Origin of the sequence: Gordonia gummivorans (assembly GCF_022513585.1) — a bacterium.
Lineage (GTDB): Bacteria > Actinomycetota > Actinomycetes > Mycobacteriales > Mycobacteriaceae > Gordonia.
Window position 1 is genome coordinate 16,292 of record NZ_JAKWBF010000042.1, and the last position, 22,135, is coordinate 38,426.

Below are 22,135 nucleotides of genomic sequence, written 5' to 3' on the forward strand. Positions count from 1 at the left end.
TGTGGCGGCACTCGAAGCGTTGGCGGACTGGCCGGTTGACCGTGTGTCAGGGGCGCTCATCATGCCCGACGGCGTGGTCGAGGAGTTCGGCGACACCGGTGCGGTCTTCGAACTCGCCTCGGTCACCAAGCTTCTCGTGGCCGAGGCGGTACTCGTCGCCGTCGAGGAGGGGGCGGTCGAGCTCGACGATGCCGCCGGGCCTCCCGGCGCGACGGTCGCGCATCTGCTCGCACACGCGTCGGGCCTGGCGTTCGGCACACGCGACGTCGAGGCGCCGGTAGGGGAACGGCGCATCTACTCCAGCGCGGGTTTCGAGGTGCTGGCCGAGGTCGTCGAATCGGCCACGCAGATCGCCTTCCCGGAGTATCTCGCCGGTGCGGTATTCGAGCCGCTGGGTATGGCGTCCTCGGAGTTGGCCGGTCCCGCCGGACATGGTGCGCGGTCGAGTGTCGCCGACCTCACGGCGTTCGCGTCCGAACTCTTGGCGCCACAGCTCTTGTCCCGGGAGACCTCAGATCTGGCGACGTCCGTGCAGTTCCCGGGGCTCGACGGCTTTGTGCCCGGCTACGGCAAGCACCGCCCGAACGACTGGGGTCTGGGGTTCGAGATTCGCTCGAACAAGTCGCCGCACTGGACTGGATCGTCGAATTCGCCACGGACGTTCGGGCATTTCGGCCAGTCCGGCACATTCCTGTGGGTCGACCCCGAACTCGGCGCCGCATGTGTCGTGTTGACCGACCGCGACTTCGGAGCCTGGGCCAAGCCGCGGTGGAGTGAGTTCAACGACGCCGTGGTCGCGGCGATCCGGTCGTCGGACTGATCCGGCCGGTGACCGGGGCCGTTGAGCTACGGGAATCTGTACGTGCGAGGCCGCCCAAGTGCACAGTGCAGTCGGTCGGGCCAGGGCGTACCGCTTTCCGACGGCAGTTTCGTCACGTAAGTGATAGATAATCGCACGAGAAACTGGCGCAACACGTGCACCATGGGGCACAATAAACCACAACGATGTGATATCCGGTATCGCGAGGTGTGTTGGGGAAGACGTTCCTCGTCGACAACCGGAGGTGAAGACGGTGCGCAATCTGAACCAGTTTGCGGACATGACGACTGGAGTGGTGTACATCCACTCGGCGCCGGTGGCGCTGTGCCCGCATGTGGAGTGGGCTCTGTCGTCGACCCTGAATGCGCGGGCCAACCTCAAGTGGTCCGCGCAAGAGGCCGACCGCGGATTGCAGCGCGCGACGGTGGACTGGGCAGGCCCGGTGGGTACCGCGGCCCGCTTGGTCACTGCGCTGCGCGAGTGGTCGGCGCTGCGTTTCGAGGTCACCGAGAACGCCAGCGACGGCGTCGACGGCGAACGCTTCAGCTACGTACCGGGTCTTGGTCTGTGGCGCGGTTCGACGAGCGCGAACGGCGACGTGGTGATCGGGGAGATGCAGCTGCGGACGATGATCGAGGCGCAGCCCGACAGCGCCGGCCTCGCCGGTGAAGTGGAAGCCGCTCTCGGAACCGCGTGGGACGAGGCGCTGGAGCCGTATCGCATGGGCGGTGCGGGCGCCGAGGTCACCTGGCTACAGCAACGGGTCGGCTGAATTTCGTCAGCGGGCGGGCGCTGCCCTTCGAGGCTCGCAAGCTCGCACCTCAGGGAGCGGTGGAGGCTCGCAAGCTCGCACCTCAGGGAGCGGTGGAGGCTCGCAAGCTCGCACCTCAGGGAGCGGTGGTTCACACCTCAGGCAGTGGTGGCAGGCAGCCTACAGCGGAATGTTCTTGTGCCGCCCGCGTCGTGCCGGTGCGGCCGCGAGGGCCTCGGCGATGATGCTGCGGGTCTTGGCCGGGTCGATGATCTCGTCGACCACGCCGATCGACTGAGCGCGTCCCACGCCGCCCGCGATGGCCTCATGCTCGGCGGCGAGGCGTTCGTGCAGGGCCTCTCGCTCGTCGTCGGGTGCGGCGGCGAGGGCTTTCTTGTGCAGGATGCCGACGGCTGCCTTGGCGCCCATGACGGCGACCTCGGAGCCGGGCCAGGCGTAGACGGCGGTGGCGCCGAGGGCACGCGAGTTCATCGCGATGTAGGCGCCGCCGTAGATCTTGCGGGTGACCAGGGTGACCCGCGGAACGGTGCATTCGGCGAAGGCGTGCAACAGTTTTGCACCGCGTCGAACGACGCCGTTCCATTCCTGGCCGACACCGGGCAGGTAACCGGGGACGTCGGTGATGACCACGAGGGGAACACCGAACGCGTCGCAGAGGCGGACGAATCGGGACGCCTTCTCGGCGCTCTCGGAGTTGAGGCAGCCGCCCATGCGGAGCGGGTTGTTGGCGATCACGCCGACGCTGCGGCCGGCGAGCCGGCCGAATCCGGTAACGATGTTCGGGGCCCAACGGGCTTGCAGCTCTTCGAAACTGGAGATCTCGGTTTCGCCGTCGGCGGCGAGCTGGGTGTCGAGCAGCTGCTCGACGATGGGGTGCACATCGTAAGCGCGTCGATTGGACTCGGGGAGAAGGGCTTTGAGGTCGGTGTCACCGGCCTGCGCCTGCTCGCGGTTGAAGTGGCCCTGTCGGCTGAAGGTCGACACGAGACGCCGTGCGCGCCAGAACGCGTCGGGCTCGGAGTCGGCGACGATGTGGCACACGCCGGACTTCTTGCCGTGGGTGAGGGGCCCGCCGAGCGATTCCATGTCGACGTCTTCGCCGGTGACGCTGCGGACGACGTCGGGGCCGGTCACGAACACCCGGCCGGCCGGAGCCATGATCACCACGTCGGTGAGTGCCGGACCGTAGGCGGCGCCGCCTGCGGCGAAACCGACGACGACGGAGATCTGCGGGATGTAGCCCGACGCGCGGACCATCGCCTCGAAGACCTGGCCGACCGCGTGGAGAGCTTCGACGCCCTCGGCCAGTCGAGCACCGCCCGAATGCCAGATGCCGATGACCGGCGCCTGTTCGGTGATGGCGGTGTCGATGGCGTTGACGATGTGGGCACACCCCACGACACCCATGGCACCGCCCATGACGGTGCCATCGGTGCAGTAGGAGACGGTACGAACGCCGTTGACGAGGCCGATCGCCGCCTGAACGCCCGATTTGTCGCGCGAGTGCAGCAACGACATCGAGCCTTCGTCGAAGAAGTTGGTCAACCGCAGCAACGGGTCGCGGGGGTCGGCAGCTTCTTCATGGCCGCTGATCGGAGCCAAGGTCGTCATTCGCGGTCTCCTGCAGGGTGTCGGGGGTGTGTTGGCGGATTCAGTAACGACCGAAGGCGATCGCCACGTTGTGCCCACCGAATCCGAAGGAGTTGTTGATCGCGTAGTCGATCTGTCCATAGCGGGGCTCGCCGTGGACGACATCGATGTCGCACTCCGGATCCTGGTTCTCCAAGTTGAGCGTGGGAGGGATGACCCCTTCTTCGACGCTCTTGATGGTCAGCACCGACTCCAGCGCCCCGACTGCGCCGATGGAGTGTCCGAGTGCCGACTTGGGTGCATAGACCGCAGCGTGCTGGCCGACCGCCGACACGATGCCGACGGCCTCGGCGGTGTCACCGATGGGTGTCGCCGTGGCGTGGGCATTGATATGGGTGATGTCGGTCTTGCTCAGACCTGCGGTCTGGATGGCGCGGGCCATGGCCCGCGCGTTGCCCTGACCGCTGGGGTCGGGGGCAACCAGGTGGAAACCGTCGGACGTGATGCCCGCACCGAGAACGCGGGCGTGGATGTGAGCGCCGCGCGCCTTGGCGTGCTCTTCACGCTCGAGGATCAGCATCGCGGCGGCCTCGCCGAACACGAATCCGTCACGGTCCTTGTCGAACGGCCGGGAGGCGCCCGCAGGATCGTCGTTGCGTGTGCTCATCGCCCGCATCATCGAGAAGGCCGCGATCGGAATCGCATCGATATGACCTTCGACGCCACCGGCGACGACCATGTCGGCGTCACCCATGACGATGTGACGCCACGCGTGTGCGATCGCCTCGGCGCCCGAAGAGCATGCCGAGACAGGGGTGATCACTCCGGCGCGCGCGCCGACATTGAGGCCGGCAACCGCGGCCGGACCGTTGGGCATCGCCATCGAGACGGCCAGCGGGGAGACCTTGCGGTAGTTGCCGGACTGCTCGATCGCCTTGACGTTGTCGACCATCGCGTCACCGCCGCCCTGACCGGTACCGATCACGACAGCGAGACGCTCGGGATCGACCTCGGGCTCACCGGCGTGCGCCCAGAGACGCTTGCTCATGACGTGCGACACGCGCTCGACATAGGCCATACGACGCGCCTCGATGCGGGTGACCTCCTCGGCGGGGTCCTTGAGCATCCGCCCGCCGATACGGCACGGCAGTTCGCCGTACTGGGTGACGAAGTCGTCGGTCAGCAGCCGGATGCCGGACTCGCCGGCGAGAAGACCCTTCCACGTGGAGTCGAGGTCTTCGCCCAGCGAGGTGGTGGCCACCATGGAGGTGACCACCACGCTCGGGAAGTTCCCGCCCAGCGTCGAATATTCGCGGAGGGAGGGGGAGCTCACGAGTTCTTGTCTGCCTCGACCTGGGCGGCGATGGCAGCTGCGGCCTCGGGGTTCTCGGCTTCGAGCTTCTGGATGTAGGCAACCGCGTCACCGACGGTGCGCAGGCCGGCGAGATCCTCGTCGGGGATCTTCACGCCGTACTTGTCCTCGGTCTGCACGGCGATCTCGACCATCGACAGCGAGTCGATGTCGAGGTCGTCGACGAACGACTTCTCCAAGGTCACCTCGGACGGCTCGATGCCGGTGACTTCCTCGATGATTTCGGCGATGCCGGCAATGAGTTGTTCCTGGGTGGCAGCCACTGTGTGGTTCCCTTCTTGATTCTCTTGGGTGATTACTCGCTCCGGAGCGCGACGAGGGCAGCATTCGCCCACGGGCGCTTGGACAACCGGCACACTGCCGATCTTCCGGGGGTCAGGCAACTAAGCCGTGACCGCTATCCAAGTTCGGTGATCTTCGCGATGTCGGCGGGCGCCTTGAGGGCGACCGCGGGGGTGCCCTTGAGCTCGCGCTTCGCGATGCCGACCAGCGTGCCGGCCGGCGGGAGTTCGACGATTGCGTTCGCGGCGTTGTCGCGGAGGTAGGCCGAGCACAGGTCCCAGCGGACCGGGCTGGTCACCTGGGCGACGAGCTTCGTCAGTGCGTCCGCGCCGTTCGCGACCGGCTGACCGTCGGAATTCGACAGCAGGGTGCGGTTGGGGTCGGCCGGGGTGATCCGCGCAGCCGCCTCGGCGACAGCCTCCTGGGCCGGCGCCATGTAGCGGGTGTGGAATGCACCGGCGACGGCGAGCTTACGGATGCGCGCCTTTTCCGGCGGAGCGGCGATGAGTTCGTCGATCGCCGATTCGGCGCCGGCGGCGACGATCTGCCCGGCGGCATTGCGGTTGGCCGGTACGAGGTCGAGTTCGGCGAGACGTGCCAGCACCTGCGCTTCGTCACCACCGAGAACGGCGGCCATCGTGGTCGGTTCCAGTGCGCAGGCCCGGGCCATCTCGGCGCCGCGGACGGCGGCGAGGGTCACAGCCTCGTCGGAGCTGATGACTCCGGTGATGGCGGCCGCGGCGAGTTCGCCGACCGAATGGCCGGCCACGACCGCGTCGTCGGGGAGTTCGCCACCCTTGCGCACCTCGTCGAAGGCCAGGAGCGCCGAGGCGACGACGAGCGGCTGGGTGACTGCGGTGTCGGTGATTTCCTCCGCGGTCGCGGAGGTGCCGAGGCGTTCCAGATCGAGGCGGGTCAGCTTCGACCAGGTCGCCAGTTGATCACGCGCGCCAGGAAGATCCAGCCACGGCGTGAGCATGCCGGGCGTCTGGGAACCCTGTCCGGGGGCAAGCATCGTTAGCACGTGACCAGAGAACACCGTTTGAACGACATATGTGGGTGTAGAGAAGCATGAACCTTGTCGAGCACTTTTGTGGGGTTCCTACAAACTTCACCTTGGCGTCACCTGGTTCGTCATCACACTGAGATTCGTTACCCAACCGTGTCTTCGGGCGCTCTAACTGCGGAAACGTCGAAATGGCCGTGTTACGGATGTTTCCTATGTTGCTTGTGTAGGCGATTCGTGTCGGAAGTGTGTCAGTCGACCCACAGTCGCTGCGATCCTCAGTACGTACGCGTCGCGCGGGTTAGTTGGATCACGTCCTGTGATTTCTGAAATTTTCTTCAGTCTGTAACGAACCGTATTTGGATGGATATACAGAACACGGGCGCACGACTCGACCGAACCGCCCGAGTCGAGGTATGCCTCCAAAGTGGAGTTCAGCGTGGCCCCACCCTTCTCCAGCGGTCGGACGAGGGATTCGCTCAATGCGGCCATCGCGGAGTCATCCCCGTTCAGAGCGCGTTCGGGGAGAAGTTCGAGGCTGTGCACCGGTCGTGGTGCGTTCGGCCACCCGACCACGGCGGTGATTCCGGACATGGCCTCGGTGGCGCTCGCGTGCGCACTTCCCAGGTTCGGCATGGTGGGACCGATCACCACCGGACCGTCGGCGAAATGGCCGAGCAGGGCGGTCGTGAACTTCTCGGTCGGTTTGATCGGGCCGCTGACGATGGCCACCAGCAGCGAGCCTTGCACCACCGACAGCGCCGACCGGTCGTGTGCACGTGCGGTGTTGTGGATCGCGAGGGGGACCGACACGTTCTGCTCGGGCGGTGGCGCGCCGACGATGACCGTAGCGGGGGCGTCGGAATCCCAGTTCAAGGCTGCGGCTCGGGAGAGCAGCTGCGGCCCCGTGTCGCCGCGGACCACGGCGTCGACGACGAGTGCCTCCAGGCGCGAGTCCCACGCGCCACGTGATTCCGCCGCCGACGCATAGATCGAGGCCGCGGCGAAACCGATCTCGCGGCCGTAGCGCAGGACCGACTCGGTGAGCGCTCGGAGCTGCGCGTCGTTGCGGGCGAGAAGCGGCAACCACTTCTCGAAGAACTCCATCGCGACCCGCACCATCTCGACCGTCTGCAGCAGCGTGATGCGTCGGGCCAGATCCTGCGGCACCACCTGGAATGCCTGGACGGTGAACTTGACGTTGCCCTCGGGGTCCTGAATCCACTCGACGAAGTTGACGACCGCGGTCTGCACCACCAGTTGCACACTGGCCCGCTGCGCGGCGTCGAGGTCGCCGAAGTACGGCAGCTGATCCTGCATCGAGTGAACCGCCTCGGTGGCGAGACGGCCGCTGTACTGCTTCACCCGGCGCAGCAGTGTGTCCGGCAGGGCGTCGTGCACAGTGGCCGGCGCAGGCACGTGTGCACCACGCTCCCCGAACACGTCGATGCTCGGGGGCTGCTGGTTGATCCGTGCGTCCGACACCACTCCAATGTAGTGGTCGGTGGAGGTGGTCGAGACCGTGCTCGACGGTCCGGTCTGCTCAGGCGCTCCCGGTATCCGCGAACGAGACCTCGGCCGCCGAGACGTCGGTGATCTTGTACTTGTCCGCCGCCTCGCGTGCGACGGTCATCGGAATGTGCCCGTCGCGGGCGAGTGCGACCAGAACGCCGACGACGATCGACTGCGCGTCGACGTTGAAGAATCGCCGCGCGGCCGGTCGGGTGTCGGAGAAGCCGAACCCGTCGGTGCCCAGGGTGAGGTAGGTGCCCGGCACGTAGGCGCGGATCTGTTCCTGCACGCCGCGCATGTAATCGCTGACCGCGACGAACGGACCGGGAACCTCGCCGAGAACCTCGGTCAGGTACGCGCGGCCGCCGTCGGTCGACGGTTCGCGCACCGCGGCCCGATCGGCCCGGATGCCGTCGCGGGCGAGTTCGCTCCACGACGTCACCGAGTAGACGTTGGCGCCGACATTCCACTCCTCGGCGAGGATCTCCTGGGCGCGCAGGGCATCGGGCATGGTGATCCCGGACACCAGGATGCTGGCCGGGTGTTCCTTGCCCTCCGGCGCGTCGGCGAAGCGGTAGATGCCCTTGAGGACGCCGGCCACGTCCAGATTCTCCGGCTGCGGGGGCTGGCTGAACGGCTCGTTGTAGACGGTCAGGTAGTAGTAGATGTTCTCCGGATTCTCGCCGTACATGCGCTTGAGACCGTCGGCGATGATGTGGCCGAGTTCGAAGGCGAACGCGGGGTCGTAGGCCACCACCGCCGGGTTGGTCGCCGCGAGAAGCGGTGAGTGCCCGTCGGCGTGCTGCAGTCCCTCACCGGTGAGCGTCGTGCGTCCGGCTGTCGCGCCGATGACGAAACCGCGGGCCATCTGGTCGGCGGCGGCCCAGAAGCTGTCGCCGGTCCGCTGGAAACCGAACATCGAATAGAAGATGTAGAGCGGGATCATCGGTTCGCCGTGCGTGGAGTACGACGTGCCGACGGCGGTGAACGACGCCGCCGATCCGGCCTCGTTGATGCCCTCGTGCAGGATCTGCCCTTCCGAGCTCTCCTTGTAGGCGAGCATCAGCTCGGCGTCGACGGCCGTGTACAGCTGCCCGTTGCGGTTGTAGATCTTGAGGCTCGGGAACCATGAGTCCATGCCGAAGGTGCGGGCCTCGTCCGGGATGATCGGGACGATGCGCTTGCCGATCTCCTTGTCGCGCAACAGGTCCTTGAAGATGCGGACCAGCGCCATGGTGGTGGCCACCTGCTGCTTGCCGGATCCCTTGCCGCTCGTCTTGAGCGCCTGGCTGACGTCGGGCTTCAGTGCCTTCGCCTTGGTCCGCCGTTCCGGCAGCGATCCGCCGAGCGCCTTGCGGCGGTCGAGCATGTACTGGATCTCCGCCGACTCGGGCCCGGGGTTGTAATACGGCGGAAGGTAGGGGTCCTTTTCGAGCTGCTCGTCGGTGATCGGGATCCGGTTGTTGTCGCGGAAGGCCTTGAGATCGTCGAGGGTCAGCTTCTTCATCTGGTGGGTCGCGTTGCGTCCCTCGAAGTGACTGCCGAGCAGATAGCCCTTGATGGTGTGCGCGAGGATGACGGTCGGCTGCCCCTTGTGGGCCATCGCTGCCGCGTAGGCGGCGTAGACCTTGCGGTAGTCGTGTCCGCCGCGCTTCATCTCCCAGATGTCGGCGTCGGACATGTTCTTCACGAGTTCCTTGGTCCGCGGGTCGCGGGCGAAGAAGTGGTCGCGGATGAAACCGCCGTCGTTGGCGCGGTAGGTCTGGAAATCGCCGTCGGGCGTGGTGTTCATCAGGTTGACCAGCGCGCCCTCGTGGTCGGCGTAGAACAGCTTGTCCCACTCGCGGCCCCAGATGACCTTGATGACGTTCCAGCCGGCGCCGCGGAAGAACGATTCGAGCTCCTGGATGATCTTGCCGTTGCCACGGACCGGGCCGTCGAGTCGCTGCAGGTTGCAGTTGACGACGAAGGTGAGGTTGTCGAGACCCTCGGTGGCGGCGAAGCTCGCGAATCCGCGCGACTCCGTTTCGTCCATCTCGCCGTCGCCGAGGAACGCCCACACGTGCTGGTCGGAGGTGTCCTTGATGCCCCGATCGTGCAGGTAGTGGTTGAACCGGGCCTGGTAGATGGCGTTCATCGGTCCCAGACCCATCGAGACTGTCGGGAACTGCCAGAACTCGGGCATCAGTCGGGGGTGCGGATACGACGGCAGGCCGCCACCCTCGCCGGCGTGGCTGTGTTCCTGGCGGAAGCCGTCCATGCGGGCCTCGTCGATGCGGCCCTCGAGGAAGGCACGTGCGTAGATTCCCGGCGCGGCATGGCCCTGGATGAAGATCTGGTCGCCGCCGCCGGAGTGGTCGAGGCCGCGGAAGAAGTGGTTGAAGCCGACCTCGTAGAGGGTGGCCGAGGACGCGTAGGTCGAGATGTGGCCGCCGACGCCGACGCCGGGTCGTTGCGCACGGTGCACCATGATCGCGGCGTTCCAGCGCAGGATGCGGCGGAACCGGCGTTCGACCGCCTCGTCGCCCGGGAACCAGGGCTCGCGTTCGGTGGTGATCGTGTTGACGTAGTCGGTCGAGGTCAGCGACGGGATGGAGACCTGCTTCTCACCGGCCCGTTCCAGCAGCCGCAGCATGAGATAGCGCGCTCGGGATGGTCCGGCGTGATCGATCAGCTGATCGAAGGATTCCAGCCACTCGCCGGTCTCCTCTGGATCGATGTCGGGCAGGTACGACGCGACTCCTTCACGGATGACGCGGACGCGATTGGAGTGACCATTCCGCGAGGGATCGACGGTGCCGTCGCTCCCTGTCGATGTGTCGCTTCCGCTCGCGCTTGCCTGTTCGGTCGGTGCCTCATGGGTCACTGTGTTGCCTACTCCCTCGACTCGGCCGGGCCAACGGGTGGAGGTCCGGCGTCCGATGACATGGGCGCCGCTTCCTCGGAGATGGTGAGAACTGCGGTGTCCCTCTCACATCGTGCCCCATGTGAGGTCGCTTGGCACCGGGTGCGGCGGTGTTGGCCATCTCGCGCGTCATGGGTGCGGTAGCGTTTGGTCCTTATTACTGACGCGTAAGGAGTTGAGCATGTGGGGCGGACCGGCGCGGAGACGTTTCGCCGCGGCGTCGGCGACTCGTCTGGTGGCGCTGTTCGTGGGTCTCGCCGCAGGTGCTCTCGTGCTGTCGTCGTGCGCGACGACGCTGCCCGGACACGGCGTGGCGGCGCCGGGCGAGGTTGCCGCCTACCGGTCCGAGGTGACCGCGGCGCGTCAGTCGAAGGCGAAGACGGCCGGTGTCGAGCTGTGTCGTGAGGCGATGGCCGCGATGGTGGTGATGGTGCGGGGTTACAACACCTTCGTCGGTCGGTTGAACCAGGCGCACAACTACCCGGCGGTGGGCGATCTGGACAACAAGGCCCGTGCAAGCCTCATCGCCGGTGCCGATCAGATTCGTCCGCACATCACCGGCGTGACCCCAGCAGACGTCGCTGCTCCGGCCCGGGCGTTCCTGGCGTCGAGTGGGCGGTTGGAGGACGGCATCCGTCGCGAATTGTTGGTCGCACTCAACCCGATCGCGAGCGGCTGGACCGGCGACAAGCAGCGCCTCCTCGATGCCTGTGCACCGTACGTACCCATGCCCGCGGCCACGTCCGCGACACCGCGTCCGTCGGCGACGCCCGGGTGAGCGCCCACTCGACGCAGTGGCCGGGGGAGTGCAACAAAACGAATCCGTTCATGCCTCCCAGTGGAACTGAAAGACATGCCCTAGGCTGTTCTCTAAGTTCGTCCAGCACCACATTGGCACTTGTAGGAGGTTTCGCGCGGTGGTAGCCGCCACAGACGGTAGCTCGGGGGGTAGTAGGGCCGACAAACTCGGTCTGGAATCCGGCATGGTTGTGCAGGAGCTGGGTTGGGACGAGGACACCGACGACGACCTGCGTGCAGACATCGAAGACGCCATCGGAGCCGAAATGCTCGACGATGACGCCGACGACGTCATCGACATGGTCCTCCTCTGGTGGCGCGACGATGACGGCGATCTTGTCGACGAGTTGATGGATGTGATCTCGCCGCTGGCCGACGACGGGTTCGTGTGGGTGGTCTCGCCGAAGACCGGGAACACGGGCTATGTCGATCCGAGCGAGATCGCCGAGGCCGCGACGACTGCCGGATTGACGCAGACGTCGGTGGTGAACCTGGGTGAGTGGTCGGGGTCCCGGCTCGTTCAGCCCAAGGCCCGCCCCGGAAAGCGCGCATGAACGACGCGTCACCGACAGGGCCGTTGCCCGTCGGTACCCGCGCGCCCGATTTCGAATTGCGCGACCAGAACCATCAGGTCGTGTCGCTGGAACGACTCCGCGCAGACGGCTCGGTGCTGGTCGTGTTCTTCCCGCTGGCGTTCACCGGAACCTGTCAGGGCGAACTCGGCCACATCCGCGACAACCTGCCGCAGTTCGACAACGACGCGCTCACAACGGTCGCGGTATCGGTCGGGGCATCACCCACGCACAAGGTCTGGTCGTCGGCGCAGGGATTTCTGTTCCCGATCCTGTCGGACTTCTGGCCGCACGGTGCGGTCGCACAGGCCTACGGGGTGTTCGACGCCGAGCGGGGGATCGCCAACCGCGGCACCTTCCTCGTCGGACCGGACGGTGACATCGTGTTCTCCGACGTGGTCGGCCCCGGTGAGGTGCGCGAACAAGCGTTGTGGGACAAGGCATTCACCGCGCTGGGCTGAGACACGCCCCAGTGGTTCAGTTCCGAGTGCGATCGGACCGGGCGAGGATGTCGAGTTCGGCGATGATGCGGTCGGTGTCGGGTCCGTAGCGACGTGTTTGGGCGCGGGTTGCCCAGTCGACGAGATATCCCAGTGGGATCGGCCTCGGGTCGTCGACCCGGCGGTGCGTGCGGTACACGATTACGGCGATCGGTAGCACGATGGCGATGGCGAGAACGATGGTGAGTGCGGTCATGGAAGAAATCATGCGCGCATAAAGTTCCTGCCAACAGAGGCGGGAAAGACATTGTTCGCAAAGAATCTGCCACACTGGGTGTGTGTTGCGATCCATCGGAGTACTCCTGTTCGGAGACGTCGCGCTCTTTGAGTTCGGCGTGCTCAGTGAGGTCTTCGGCCTCGACCGCACCGACGACGGTGTGCCTGCGTTCGACTTCCGCGTCGCGTCGCCCGAACCCGGCGCAGCGCTGAATGTGGGAAACGGGGTGACGATCGCGGCACCGCACTCGCTCGAGGACTGCCGCGACGTCGACCTGGTGGCGATTCCCGGTGGCAGTACCTCAGGCGATTACCCGAGCGAGATCCTCGAGACGTTGCGCACGGTGGTCGACAACGGAGGACGTGTGCTCACCGTGTGTTCGGGCGCCTTCGTCGCCGGCGCGGCCGGCCTGCTCGACGGTCGGCGGTGTACGACGCATTGGCGCTACGGCGCGAAGCTGGGACGCATGTACCCACAGGCGCGGGTGGACACCGATGTCCTGTTCGTCGACGACGGTCCGATCACCACCAGCGCGGGCACGGCCGCCGGGATCGATGCCGCACTCCATCTCGTGCGCGAGTCGTGGGGTCCGGCGGTGGTCAACCGAATCGCTCGGCGCATGGTGGTGCCACCGCACCGCGACGGCGGCCAGCGACAGTTCGTCGACATGCCGATGCCGACCTGCGCCGACGCCGGGTTCGGGGAATTGCTGGAGTGGATGGTCGAACACCTCGACCGCGATCTCACCGTCGACGATCTGGCGGCCCGGATGCACATGTCGGGGCGGACCTTTGCTCGGCGATTCGTCGACGAGGTGGGCGTCGCACCGCGCCGGTGGCTCACCGAACAACGCGTGCTGGCTTCCAAGGGGCTGCTCGAACAGACCGACCTGCCCATCGAGGAGGTGGCGAGGCTCGTCGGGTTCGCGTCGGCAACGCTTCTTCGGCATCACTTCGCCTCGGCAGTCGGCGTCGCGCCGCTGGCCTATCGGCGTCGGTTCGCGTGTGCGAGCGACGTCCCCGTGTCGCAATGATGGGATTCACGCCGACGCAGATTCAAGGCAACGCCGGTTGCCGACTCGCGTCAGGGCGTCGGAGTTCCGATGGCGAGCCGGTTCGGCGGGGCCGGGGCCGGCGGCGGGACAGGCTTGGGGGCCGCAACCACGTCCGACGACCGCAGCAGGCACGTCGCCGGCGGGAAGTCGGTGGCGGGGAAGACGGTCGCGAGCGCGATCGAGAACCGGTAGGCGCGTTCGACGTATCCCGGTGCGGTGTAGTGGATGCCGTCGATGAACCACGACGGTTTGGTCTCGGCGGCCCAGTCGTAGATGCGCAGGTTGGGGTACCGCTCGCAGGCCTTCACCAGTGCGCGGTTGAATCGGCGCATCGCTGCGTTGTTGTAGGCCGGATTCTCGTTGAGGCTGCCGGTGATCACCGTCGGCCACATGACGGGCTGATCCTTCAGTGGCCCGAGGAGTCGGTCGATGCGCATGCTGAGCGGACCCGGGCCGCCGACCTCGATGTTGGCGGTGTCGTTGATGCCCATCGCCATCACCCAGCATCCGCGTTCCCCACGAGCAAGATGCCCGGCAATCGCGGTGGCCGCGTTGGGTTCGCCGTTGACCGTCTCCAGGCTCGACCGTGCGCCGACGATGTCGGTGATGACCGTCCGCGCCCCGACCTGCTGGTAGCGGCCGGTGATCCGCTCGGACGCCCGCGGGAGGGTGTCGATGCTGTTCATGCCGATCGAGGTGGAGTCGCCGATGTGGATGACCGTTCGGCACCTGGTGCGCCGGTCGACAACGGGGATCGTCGGGCCGTATCGGACGGCGGGTGACGTTGGAGCGAGCTCGGCGGCCAGTGCCGGGTCCGCGCCCCCGTCGTCGGGCGCAGACGCCTTGATCGCGCTGATGGCAACCAGCGTCCCGACCGCCAGCGCTGTCACCACAACCAGCGAGACCGCCAATCGCGGCACCCGGTCAAACAGTCGTTGCGACTCGGGCGGACCTGCGGGGACCGTCTCCAGTTCGCGTTCGTCGGTGAGGGCCCTGACGGTCTCAGGTGCGGGGTCGGTCTCCGGAGCGGGGTCGGTGTCAGGTGCGGGGTCGGCGGACGCCGCGATCTCGCCGTCCGGTTCGGCACTGTCGGTACCGGTATCGGTATCGGCGTCGACCGCTGCCGTCTCGATGACGCGGACCTCGGAGTCGGATTCGTCGACGGTGTCGTCGGCAGTCTCGTTGAGGACAACCGCGTCAGCAGGCTCGCTGACCGGTGCGTCCTCGGCAAGTTCACCGTCGGAGCCTTCGGCGTCCTCACACTCAGCCGGCTCGGGCGTGTCGTACTTGGGTCCGTCGTCGGGCGCATGTGCGACGGTCTCGTCGAGGGCGATCTCCACCTCGATCGGCTCGTCTGTCCGGTCAGCGTCGGGGGCGTCGGTGTCGGGCGAGTCAGCGTCGGGGGCATGCGCGTCGGAGTCGAGTACTGGCACCGAGGATTCGACGGCGTCAGGCCTCGGGCTCTTCTCGCCGCGCGCTTCCAGCCGGGCGGCCAGCCCCGTCAGCACACCGAGCAGGCGGGTGAGCAGGTCGATAAGCTTCTGTACCAGCTGCTGGCCCATGGGCTTCCTCGCAATCGGTTGGGTACTGAAGGCGGCGCGCAGGCCGTGACGGCGGATGGGATCTTCGACGTAGCGCCACGAGGCCCAGGACAGCAACAGAGTGGCCAGAATGACGAGGGTGCCCGCGGCGACCGGATGCCCGACTCGGACGTTGGCCGGCAGGAAGGCGATCACAGGCATGTGCCACAGGTAGATGCCGTAGGACCGTTCGCCGATCCATCGCAGCGGGGCGATTCCCAGCGCGCTGGCGACGAGGGTCTCGGGGACGACGGTGGCGACCAGGACCGCGCAGGTCGCGATCGTGAGAACGGCGATGCCACTGCTGTAGAGCGACATCGCGCCGTCTGGGGTGGCGCGGACCAGGTGCACGATTGTCGCCAGTCCGATCAGGGCGATCACGTCGATCACGCAGCGCTGGTTGTGTGTCACCGTCCGTGGGCGGGCCGGCCACCAAAACGCAAGCGCCGCACCGAGAAGAAGGCCGCCGGCGCGGGTGTCGGTGCCTTCGTAGGCGCGCGTGTTGTCGATTCCTGCGTGCGCGACGGCGTCGAGCAGAAGGAACGAAATCAGTGCGAGTCCGATGATCGCCACCGTCACGAAGACCCGGCGCCGCAAGAGCAGTATCAGTCCCAGAAGGAGCAGCGGCCACACGATGTAGAACTGTTCCTCGATCGACAGCGACCACAGATGATCGAACGGCCCCGGGCCGAGAAAGCGGTTGAAGTAGTCGTCGGAGACGGCGATGTTGTGCCAGTTGTTGACATAGAACGACGCGCTCAATGCTTGCTGTGAGTACTCGCCGAGCTTTGCCGGTCGAGCGATGGCCGCTGCGGCGAGCGACGTCACGAGCACCAGGATCAGTGCCGGCAACAGACGGCGCGCGCGGGAGAGCCAGAACTTGTTCAGCTCGAACCCGCCGGTGCGTTCGCGCGAACGCAGCAGCAGCGACGTGATCAGGTAGCCGCTGAGCGTGAAGAAGACACCGACGCCGAGAAGCCCACCGGTGAACCCGGGCACATGAAGGTGATAGAGGACGACGAAGGCAACTGCCAGCGCACGGAGTCCGTCCAGCGCTGGCAGGTAGGTCGTCCCCGCGTGGGCGGGACGTGGCATTGGTTGTGGCTCAACCTCGGTGGGGGATGGGAAACAAGCCTGGAATCGTCGACGGCAGCGTCGAACGAACCAGTGGAGTCAGCTTGCGAGTGTATACGGGCCGACTTCAGTTCCGCGTCCCCCGGTCGGTCGAATAGTTGGGGGCAGGAGCGAGCGGTCAGGCGATCCAGTTCATCCGCGGCGTCGTCGGAGACGGGTTGGGATATGCGGTGGCAAGCGCGTCGGCGAATCGAGCGTTGCGTTGGGCGGTCCCGGCCGCGGTGTAGTGGATGCCGTCGGAGAAGAGGTTGGCGTTGGCGTGTGCTGCCCAGTCGTAGACGGCGAGGTTGGGGTACCTCGAGGTCGCTCGTCGCAGCGCGTCGTTGAAGCCGCGCATGGCGGCGGCGTTGTACGCCTTGTTGCTTGCCGCCGGCGTGGTGGAGACCGTCGGCCACAGGACAGGTTGTCCGCGAAGTTGAGTCATGATCCGGTCGATGCGTTGATCGGCGTTGACCCGGCTGCCCACTGCGATGTTCGCCGCGTCGTTGACCCCCATCGCGATGACCCAGCAGCCGCGTTCGCCTTTGGCGAGGTGCGCCGCAGTGGCGTCGGCAGCATTCGGTTCGCCGTTCACGCGTTCCACGATGGAGCGCCCGCCGAGTGCGTCGAGCGTCACCGTGCGTGCGCCCACTCGCTGGTACTGCGCGGTGAGGCGATCGCCGGGAGTCGGCACGCGTGCGGCGTCATCGACGCCGACCGAGGTCGAATCGCCGATCTGGATCACTCGATCGCATCCGGTGCGGCCGTTGCCGGTACCCGGCTTCGGTAGGAGGTCGCGGATGATCGGGAGTTGCGTGAGCTGGCCGAGCAGGTCGACGGAGCTGTTGGCGTCTGGGGTTTTGATGTCGGGGTTCGGGGCGGCGTGGGCACCGGCCGTGCCGAAAGCGGTCAGCGCTGCAGCGACCGCAGCGACGAGGCCCGCACGTCTAACCAGCGTGCGGGCGGGGCGTGGGCGTCTGTTAGTCACAATGACCCCACTAAACAACACCTGTAACAGTGCTGGCAATCCGAAGAGCACAACGATTGGGTCAAGCGGACGTCGCGGAAGTGCAACCTCGACGCCCCTCGATGGGTGATAGAATTCACTCATTGCGTCTATCAAGCGTCAATCGAGCGAGGCAAGGGGCGGCTTTCGTGGCGACAAACGTCGGGGTGGCACCGGTAGCGAGTTCGGACAGCGCAGAGGTGCGCGCCGACGTCATGAAAGAGTTCCGGAGCACACCGGGAGTGCGCTTGGGGGACTCTTCGGTGGCGTGGCCTTCGATCAGGTTGCCTTGCCCGAGGTTGCTGCGGCGGTCGACCGCTCGGGCAGGTTTGCCGAGAACTTCAGTGATCGTGGCTTTCGTGGGGGTCTGTCGGCGATGCTCGCAACATGGGGCGACCCGGCCGACCGCGCTGCCGAGGCTCGGTGGCTCAAGGAGCAACACAAGGCAGTTCGTGGCCGTGGTCGGGGCGCATATCGCGATGTCCGGTACAGCGCCCTGAAACCGGAGAACTGGAAGTGGATCGCGGTCAGCGGGATGATGCTGTCGCTCAACACTTTCGAGTTCTGCACCGGCATCCGGATGAATGCCGCCGAGCGCGAAGTCGGCTATCAGATGCTGCGCGAGGTGTTCATGGACCTGGAGTTGCCGAGCGCTGCGGGAAAGTTGCCGCCGACGCTCGCCGACGCCGATTCGTACCACGACGAGATGGTCGAGACCAAGCTGGCATCGACACCTTTCCTGGTGGAGCAGTTTGCCGGGCTCACCCGACTGCCGATGCCCACCTTGGGCATGAAGCCCCTGGAACGGGTGGTGATGCGGCCCCTCTGGTATGCATTGCGCCCGGTGGTTGGCCGCGCCATTGTTGTCTCCTGTCCAAGGCAATGCATCCGGGCGTGCAGAAGCTCACCGGGTTCCGCCTGCGACCGCACCACGACGTCGAGTTCGCCATCATTTGTGCGTTCCTGCAGTTGTCCTGGAAGGTACTTCCGGACCGTGTCCTGCTACTGCCACTCGCTCGCAACCGGCTCGAGTACGAGAAGCTGGTGAGGGCGCACCGCAAGTACGGCTTGGAATCCTTCGCCGTCCCAGAGGGGCGATCGGGCTGTCCCGTGTAGACGGTGCGCCCGCGTATATCTCTTTTCACACGTCAGTGGGAGCACTCCGGCCGGAGGTCGGCAAGGGTGTAACGGTGCGCGCAAAGGGATTCGAACCCCTGACCGCTGGTGTGTAAGACCAGAGCTCTACCGCTGAGCTATACGCGCTCGGGCGCCTGCTGGGCGCGCCAACAAACGAATGTAGCGGCTCACCTGCCGGGACGGCAAAACCGTTAGTAGGCGTCAGCCGACGGCTCGCCGGTACCGTTGCGCCGCGCGTTCGTGGTAGGCGGCGACCTCGGCGCATTCGGCGCGTAGCTCGTCGGGCTCGATGATGGTGAAATCCGCGTCGAACGCGCGCAGCCAGCGCGCGATCGAGGTGAGCGACGTGCTGAACACGATCAGCTCGCAACTGTGGTCGTCCCCGGCTTCGATGACGCCCCAGGAGTCGTCGACCATCGCGGTGACCGTCTCCATGGGCGCGTGGATCCGAACGCGTGCGGTGGCCTGGCGATACACGGCACCGAGATTGCGGGCCAGGTAGGCGGCGGCGCTGTCGTCGGGCAACTCTCGCGGCGTGAATCGCGGACCGGTCGGTGTCTTGAGCGTCATCCGGTCGACCCGGAACGAACGCCAATCCTCCCGGGTCAGATCCCACGCCACCAGATACCAGCGGTATCCGTTGCGCACCAGACGATAGGGCTCCACCTCGCGGCGGCTTTCCTCGCCGTTGCGGCGTCGGTAGTCGAAGCGCAGACGCTCGAGGCGATGGCACGTCGTCGCTATTTCGGTCAGCGTGTCCGCGGAGACGGCGCTGTGCGGCTGCTCGCGGGGCACGGCCTCGACCCGCAGCGCGTCGAGACGGTGGCGTAGTCGCGACGGCATCACCTGCCGCAGTTTGGTGAGCGCCCCGGCGGACGCCTCGGCCATGTCGGCGACCGGCCCGGTGGTCACCGCGTCGAGCCCGAGCGCGACCGCGAGCACTTCCTGGTCATCGAGCAGCAGGGGCGGCATCTCGGCACCGGCGCCCAGGCGATAACCACCCCCGACGCCGACCGTCGCATCGACCGGATACCCCAGTTCACGCAGCTTGTCGACGTCGCGGCGGACGGTCCGGGTGGTGATGTTCAGACGGTCGGCGAGCTCGTTGCCCGACCACTCACGCCGCATCTGCAGCAGTGACAGCAGGGCGAGAAGACGAGCCGACGTTTCCAGCATGGTTCACATGCTGCCGCATGTTGCGGACAACTTCTGACCGCATTGACAAGAGCGGATCAGCAGGTGATGTACGACGTCGGGTTGGAGGTGGTGTCCAGCCACTTGCCGTAGGCGTCGCCGCCGATCTGGCTGCGCAGGGCGCAGATCTCGCTCAGCGTTGTACCCGCGACTTTGTACACGGCGTAGATTGGATTGCCGTTGAGATTCTGCCGCAGTGACGGACAGGACTGGTCGGTGCGCAGGTAGCTGAAGCCCGGATACGAATTCAGGTAGCCCTGGACCTCGGACGCGTACTGCCCCGGTGTGACGGCGTTCGCGACGACAACGATCCCGGTGCCGTCGCAGGCCGGGCGGGAGATCGGGGTGGCCAGGCCGAGATCGCCGGTACCCCGCTGCGGGGTGGTCGGTTGGGTCGTCGTCGGCACGAACGGCGGGGTCTGTCCGGCCGTCGTCTCGACCGTCGTTTCGGCTGTTGTCTCGGTCACCTGCGGTGTCGCGCGTTCGACGGTCACGGTCTGCGGCTCCCGCGATACGTCGGCCGCGTTCTTCGAGTCGTCGGAACCCGACGTGAAAAGCACCCACCCGACGGCGCCGATCGCGATCACCAGCACGACGATCGCGGTGAGCGCCGCCGGGACCGCGATCGACCGTGACTTCTCTGGAGCCGGGTAGCTCGGATACGGCGGATTCGGATACTGCGGATTCGGATACTGCGGATTCGGATACTGCGGGTTGGGATGCGGTCCGGAGAAGCGATCCGCGGACGCCCGCAACGTCGGTTGACCCCCGGTGGGCGGGGGAGGCGACACCGGGCGCGCGGCCGTCGAGAGGTAGGCGGGCGGCATCGTCGGAGGCGCTGAAGGGGTGACCGTCGGGGGAGCGACGCGCGGCGTCAAGGTCTTGATGCCGGTGGCAGTCTGTAAGGCCCGGGCGTCGTCGATCATGTCCCCGGCGCTCAGGTATCGCTGCGCCGGATCCTTGGCCATGGCGCGGGCGATCACCGAGTCCAGCGGCGACGACAAGCTGGGCGGCTGCTTGGCGAGGTGGGCGGCGATGAGTTGCTCGACGGTCGTCGCGCTCGCGAACGGGTGCGCTCCGGCGAGACATTCGTAGAGCACACATCCGAGTGCGTAGATGTCCGCCGGCGCACCCAGTGGGGAGTCGCCGAACCGCTCGGGTGCCATGTAGCCGAACGATCCGATGGCGGTCCCGGCGCTCGTCATCCGGGTGTCCGTGTCTGCCTGCGCCAGACCGAAATCCACCAGGTAAGCGAAATCGCGACGGTCGATGAGGATGTTGTCGGGTTTGACATCACGGTGAATCAACCCGCCCCGATGCGCGGTGTCGAGGGCGTCGGCGATCTGGCTCAGGATCGATAGCGCACGACTGGGCGCGAGGGGACCTGTTGCGTCGAGCAACGCCCGCAGATCGTGGCCGTCGACCAGTCGCATGTCGATGTAGAGCAGACCCTCGATCTCGCCCCAGTCATGAATCGGGATCACGTGCGGGTCGTTCAGCGAGGCGGCAACCCGGGATTCACGGAGGAAGCGATCCCGGAATGCGGGGTCGTCGGCGACGGATTCGCGCAGCAGTTTGAGCGCGACCACCCTGCCCTTGCGGGTGTCGGTGGCGCGGTAGACCTCGCCCATACCGCCGCGTCCGAGCAGGGCGTCGATCTTGTAATGCCCCAACACAGAACCGGATCGATCCTCCTGCACGTGATCAGCGTAGTGGCTCGACGCCGACGGTCGCGACCGTTGCAGCCGATCGCACCGATGCGTCCATGTCCGCCCGATACGGTGAAAGCACAGCCCACATGTGAGGAGTTCGGATGGCGACGACGATCCTGCCCATCGGCCCGGTGACCGAAGGCCTCGTGGCCGCCTGGGCGGGTATCCGCGGCCTCGCCGAGACCATGGACGCCGATCAGTGGGGCGTGCCATCTGTGCTCCCGGGCTGGACCAACGCCGACATCGTGGCCCACATCATCGGGACCGAGAGCCTGCTCGCCGGGCGTGATGTCGCGGCAGTGGACGTGAGTGCGCTTGCGCACGTGCGCAATCCGATCGGTGAACTGAATGAGAAGTGGGTCGAGCATTTTCGTGGGCAGCCACGCGCAGATGTGCTCGCAGCGTTCGACGAGATCGTCGCCCTGCGCACCGAGGCCCTTGCGGCGATGGGCCAGAACGACTTCGATGCCGCGTCGATGACCCCTGCCGGTCCCGACACCTACGGCCGGTTCATGCGGATTCGCATCTTCGACTGCTGGATGCACGAGATCGACCTGAGCGACGGCATCGGCGTCGCGTCACCGGCCGATACCGGCGCTGCGCAGTGGGCGATCGCCGAGATCGCGGCCTCGCTGCCGTTCGTGGTCGGCAAACGCGCAGGTGCGCCCGCGGGCACCTCGGTCCTGTTTCGGATCACCGGCGCCGCGCCGACCGACGTTCGGATCGTGGTCGCCGAGCGCGCCGTCGCGGTTGATGAATTCGAGGCCGGCGCCGGGAACGCAGCGAGCGGGCCGAATCTGCCCGGCGACGACGCCGCCACTGTCCGGCTCACGCTCGACGCGATCGATCTGGCTCGACTCGCCGGCGGACGACGCGACGCCGACCCCGCAGCAGTGACGGTCGAGGGTGACCGGGAGATCGCCGACCGGATTCTGACGAACCTGAACTACGTGATCTGATTCGAAGAAGACTGTTTCGGTCGTCGAACTGTGA

General features: G+C 66.5%; 19 protein-coding genes and 1 tRNA gene. 8 read left to right on the forward strand and 12 right to left on the reverse strand.

What is annotated here, in order from left to right; translation table 11 throughout:
• The first annotated feature begins 1 nt into the window (after position 1).
• A complete protein-coding gene (locus tag MKW15_RS22325) occupies positions 2 to 820 on the forward strand; it encodes a serine hydrolase domain-containing protein (protein ID WP_240862245.1) in 819 nt (272 codons plus the stop codon).
• Positions 821 to 1,073: 253 nt separating this feature from the next.
• A complete protein-coding gene (locus MKW15_RS22330; RefSeq protein WP_240862248.1) occupies positions 1,074 to 1,592 on the forward strand; it encodes a DUF3145 domain-containing protein in 519 nt (172 codons plus the stop codon).
• A 159-nt stretch (positions 1,593 to 1,751) separates the two neighbouring features.
• Here MKW15_RS22330 and MKW15_RS22335 read toward each other — a convergent pair whose 3' ends face one another.
• The 6 genes from MKW15_RS22335 to aceE form a co-directional block, all read right to left on the reverse strand.
• Positions 1,752 to 3,203, reverse strand: coding sequence for an acyl-CoA carboxylase subunit beta (locus tag MKW15_RS22335; RefSeq protein WP_240862249.1), 1,452 nt, complete (start codon positions 3,201 to 3,203; stop codon positions 1,752 to 1,754).
• Between the two features lie 40 nt (positions 3,204 to 3,243).
• Entirely contained in the window at positions 3,244 to 4,515 is a 1,272-nt protein-coding gene (locus tag MKW15_RS22340; RefSeq protein WP_308221091.1) for a KasA/KasB family beta-ketoacyl-ACP synthase, read from the reverse strand.
• Positions 4,512 to 4,817, reverse strand: coding sequence for a meromycolate extension acyl carrier protein AcpM (gene acpM, locus MKW15_RS22345; protein ID WP_240862251.1), 306 nt, complete (start codon positions 4,815 to 4,817; stop codon positions 4,512 to 4,514). The genes MKW15_RS22340 and acpM overlap by 4 nt, the downstream gene beginning before the upstream one ends.
• Before the next feature lie 134 nt (positions 4,818 to 4,951).
• On the reverse strand, positions 4,952 to 5,860 hold the full coding sequence (locus MKW15_RS22350; RefSeq protein WP_240862253.1) for an ACP S-malonyltransferase: 909 nt from the start codon (positions 5,858 to 5,860) through the stop codon (positions 4,952 to 4,954).
• Positions 5,861 to 6,055: 195 nt separating this feature from the next.
• Complete coding sequence (locus MKW15_RS22355; protein ID WP_240862255.1) at positions 6,056 to 7,327, reverse strand: PucR family transcriptional regulator; 1,272 nt, start codon at positions 7,325 to 7,327, stop codon at positions 6,056 to 6,058.
• 58 nt (positions 7,328 to 7,385) lie between these two features.
• Positions 7,386 to 10,220 (reverse strand): pyruvate dehydrogenase (acetyl-transferring), homodimeric type, encoded by a 2,835-nt coding sequence (gene aceE, locus MKW15_RS22360; RefSeq protein ID WP_240862258.1) that lies wholly within the window; start codon positions 10,218 to 10,220, stop codon positions 7,386 to 7,388.
• Positions 10,221 to 10,440: 220 nt separating this feature from the next.
• Here aceE and MKW15_RS22365 point away from each other — a divergent pair, with 220 nt between their 5' ends.
• From MKW15_RS22365 to MKW15_RS22375, 3 genes are all read left to right on the forward strand, one after another.
• Positions 10,441 to 11,037, forward strand: coding sequence for a hypothetical protein (locus MKW15_RS22365; RefSeq protein ID WP_240862260.1), 597 nt, complete (start codon positions 10,441 to 10,443; stop codon positions 11,035 to 11,037).
• A 139-nt stretch (positions 11,038 to 11,176) separates the two neighbouring features.
• Positions 11,177 to 11,611: a DUF3052 domain-containing protein gene (locus MKW15_RS22370; RefSeq protein WP_240862262.1), complete on the forward strand. Its 435-nt coding sequence runs from the start codon at positions 11,177 to 11,179 to the stop codon at positions 11,609 to 11,611.
• A complete protein-coding gene (locus MKW15_RS22375) occupies positions 11,608 to 12,090 on the forward strand; it encodes a peroxiredoxin (RefSeq protein ID WP_240862264.1) in 483 nt (160 codons plus the stop codon). Before MKW15_RS22370 ends, MKW15_RS22375 begins: the two co-directional genes overlap by 4 nt.
• Before the next feature lie 16 nt (positions 12,091 to 12,106).
• Here MKW15_RS22375 and MKW15_RS22380 read toward each other — a convergent pair whose 3' ends face one another.
• Entirely contained in the window at positions 12,107 to 12,325 is a 219-nt protein-coding gene (locus MKW15_RS22380) for a hypothetical protein (protein ID WP_240862267.1), read from the reverse strand.
• 82 nt (positions 12,326 to 12,407) lie between these two features.
• Between MKW15_RS22380 and MKW15_RS22385 the strand changes: the two genes are divergently transcribed.
• Positions 12,408 to 13,379, forward strand: coding sequence for a GlxA family transcriptional regulator (locus MKW15_RS22385; RefSeq protein WP_240862269.1), 972 nt, complete (start codon positions 12,408 to 12,410; stop codon positions 13,377 to 13,379).
• Positions 13,380 to 13,429: 50 nt separating this feature from the next.
• On the opposite strand, the gene MKW15_RS22390 is transcribed toward MKW15_RS22385, so the two are convergent.
• A complete protein-coding gene (locus tag MKW15_RS22390) occupies positions 13,430 to 16,075 on the reverse strand; it encodes an acyltransferase family protein (RefSeq protein WP_240862271.1) in 2,646 nt (881 codons plus the stop codon).
• 157 nt (positions 16,076 to 16,232) lie between these two features.
• The gene (locus MKW15_RS22395) at positions 16,233 to 17,081 is read right to left on the reverse strand and encodes an SGNH/GDSL hydrolase family protein (protein ID WP_374247968.1); all 849 of its coding nucleotides are present in this window, start codon (positions 17,079 to 17,081) and stop codon (positions 16,233 to 16,235) included.
• A gap of 286 nt (positions 17,082 to 17,367) precedes the next feature.
• On the opposite strand from MKW15_RS22395, the gene MKW15_RS22400 reads away from it, so the two are divergent.
• Positions 17,368 to 18,147, forward strand: a complete 780-nt coding sequence (locus MKW15_RS22400) for an oxygenase MpaB family protein (protein WP_308221092.1) — start codon at positions 17,368 to 17,370, stop codon at positions 18,145 to 18,147.
• A 143-nt stretch (positions 18,148 to 18,290) separates the two neighbouring features.
• Here the strand turns inward: MKW15_RS22400 and MKW15_RS22405 are convergent.
• From MKW15_RS22405 to MKW15_RS22415, 3 genes are all read right to left on the reverse strand, one after another.
• Positions 18,291 to 18,362 (reverse strand) — tRNA-Val (locus tag MKW15_RS22405).
• A gap of 75 nt (positions 18,363 to 18,437) precedes the next feature.
• Positions 18,438 to 19,412 (reverse strand): helix-turn-helix transcriptional regulator, encoded by a 975-nt coding sequence (locus tag MKW15_RS22410; protein WP_240862274.1) that lies wholly within the window; start codon positions 19,410 to 19,412, stop codon positions 18,438 to 18,440.
• Positions 19,413 to 19,468: 56 nt separating this feature from the next.
• Complete coding sequence (locus tag MKW15_RS22415) at positions 19,469 to 21,130, reverse strand: serine/threonine-protein kinase (protein ID WP_240862276.1); 1,662 nt, start codon at positions 21,128 to 21,130, stop codon at positions 19,469 to 19,471.
• Positions 21,131 to 21,243: 113 nt separating this feature from the next.
• Here MKW15_RS22415 and MKW15_RS22420 point away from each other — a divergent pair, with 113 nt between their 5' ends.
• On the forward strand, positions 21,244 to 22,101 hold the full coding sequence (locus tag MKW15_RS22420; protein ID WP_240862277.1) for a maleylpyruvate isomerase family mycothiol-dependent enzyme: 858 nt from the start codon (positions 21,244 to 21,246) through the stop codon (positions 22,099 to 22,101).
• The last annotated feature ends 34 nt before the right edge of the window (positions 22,102 to 22,135 follow it).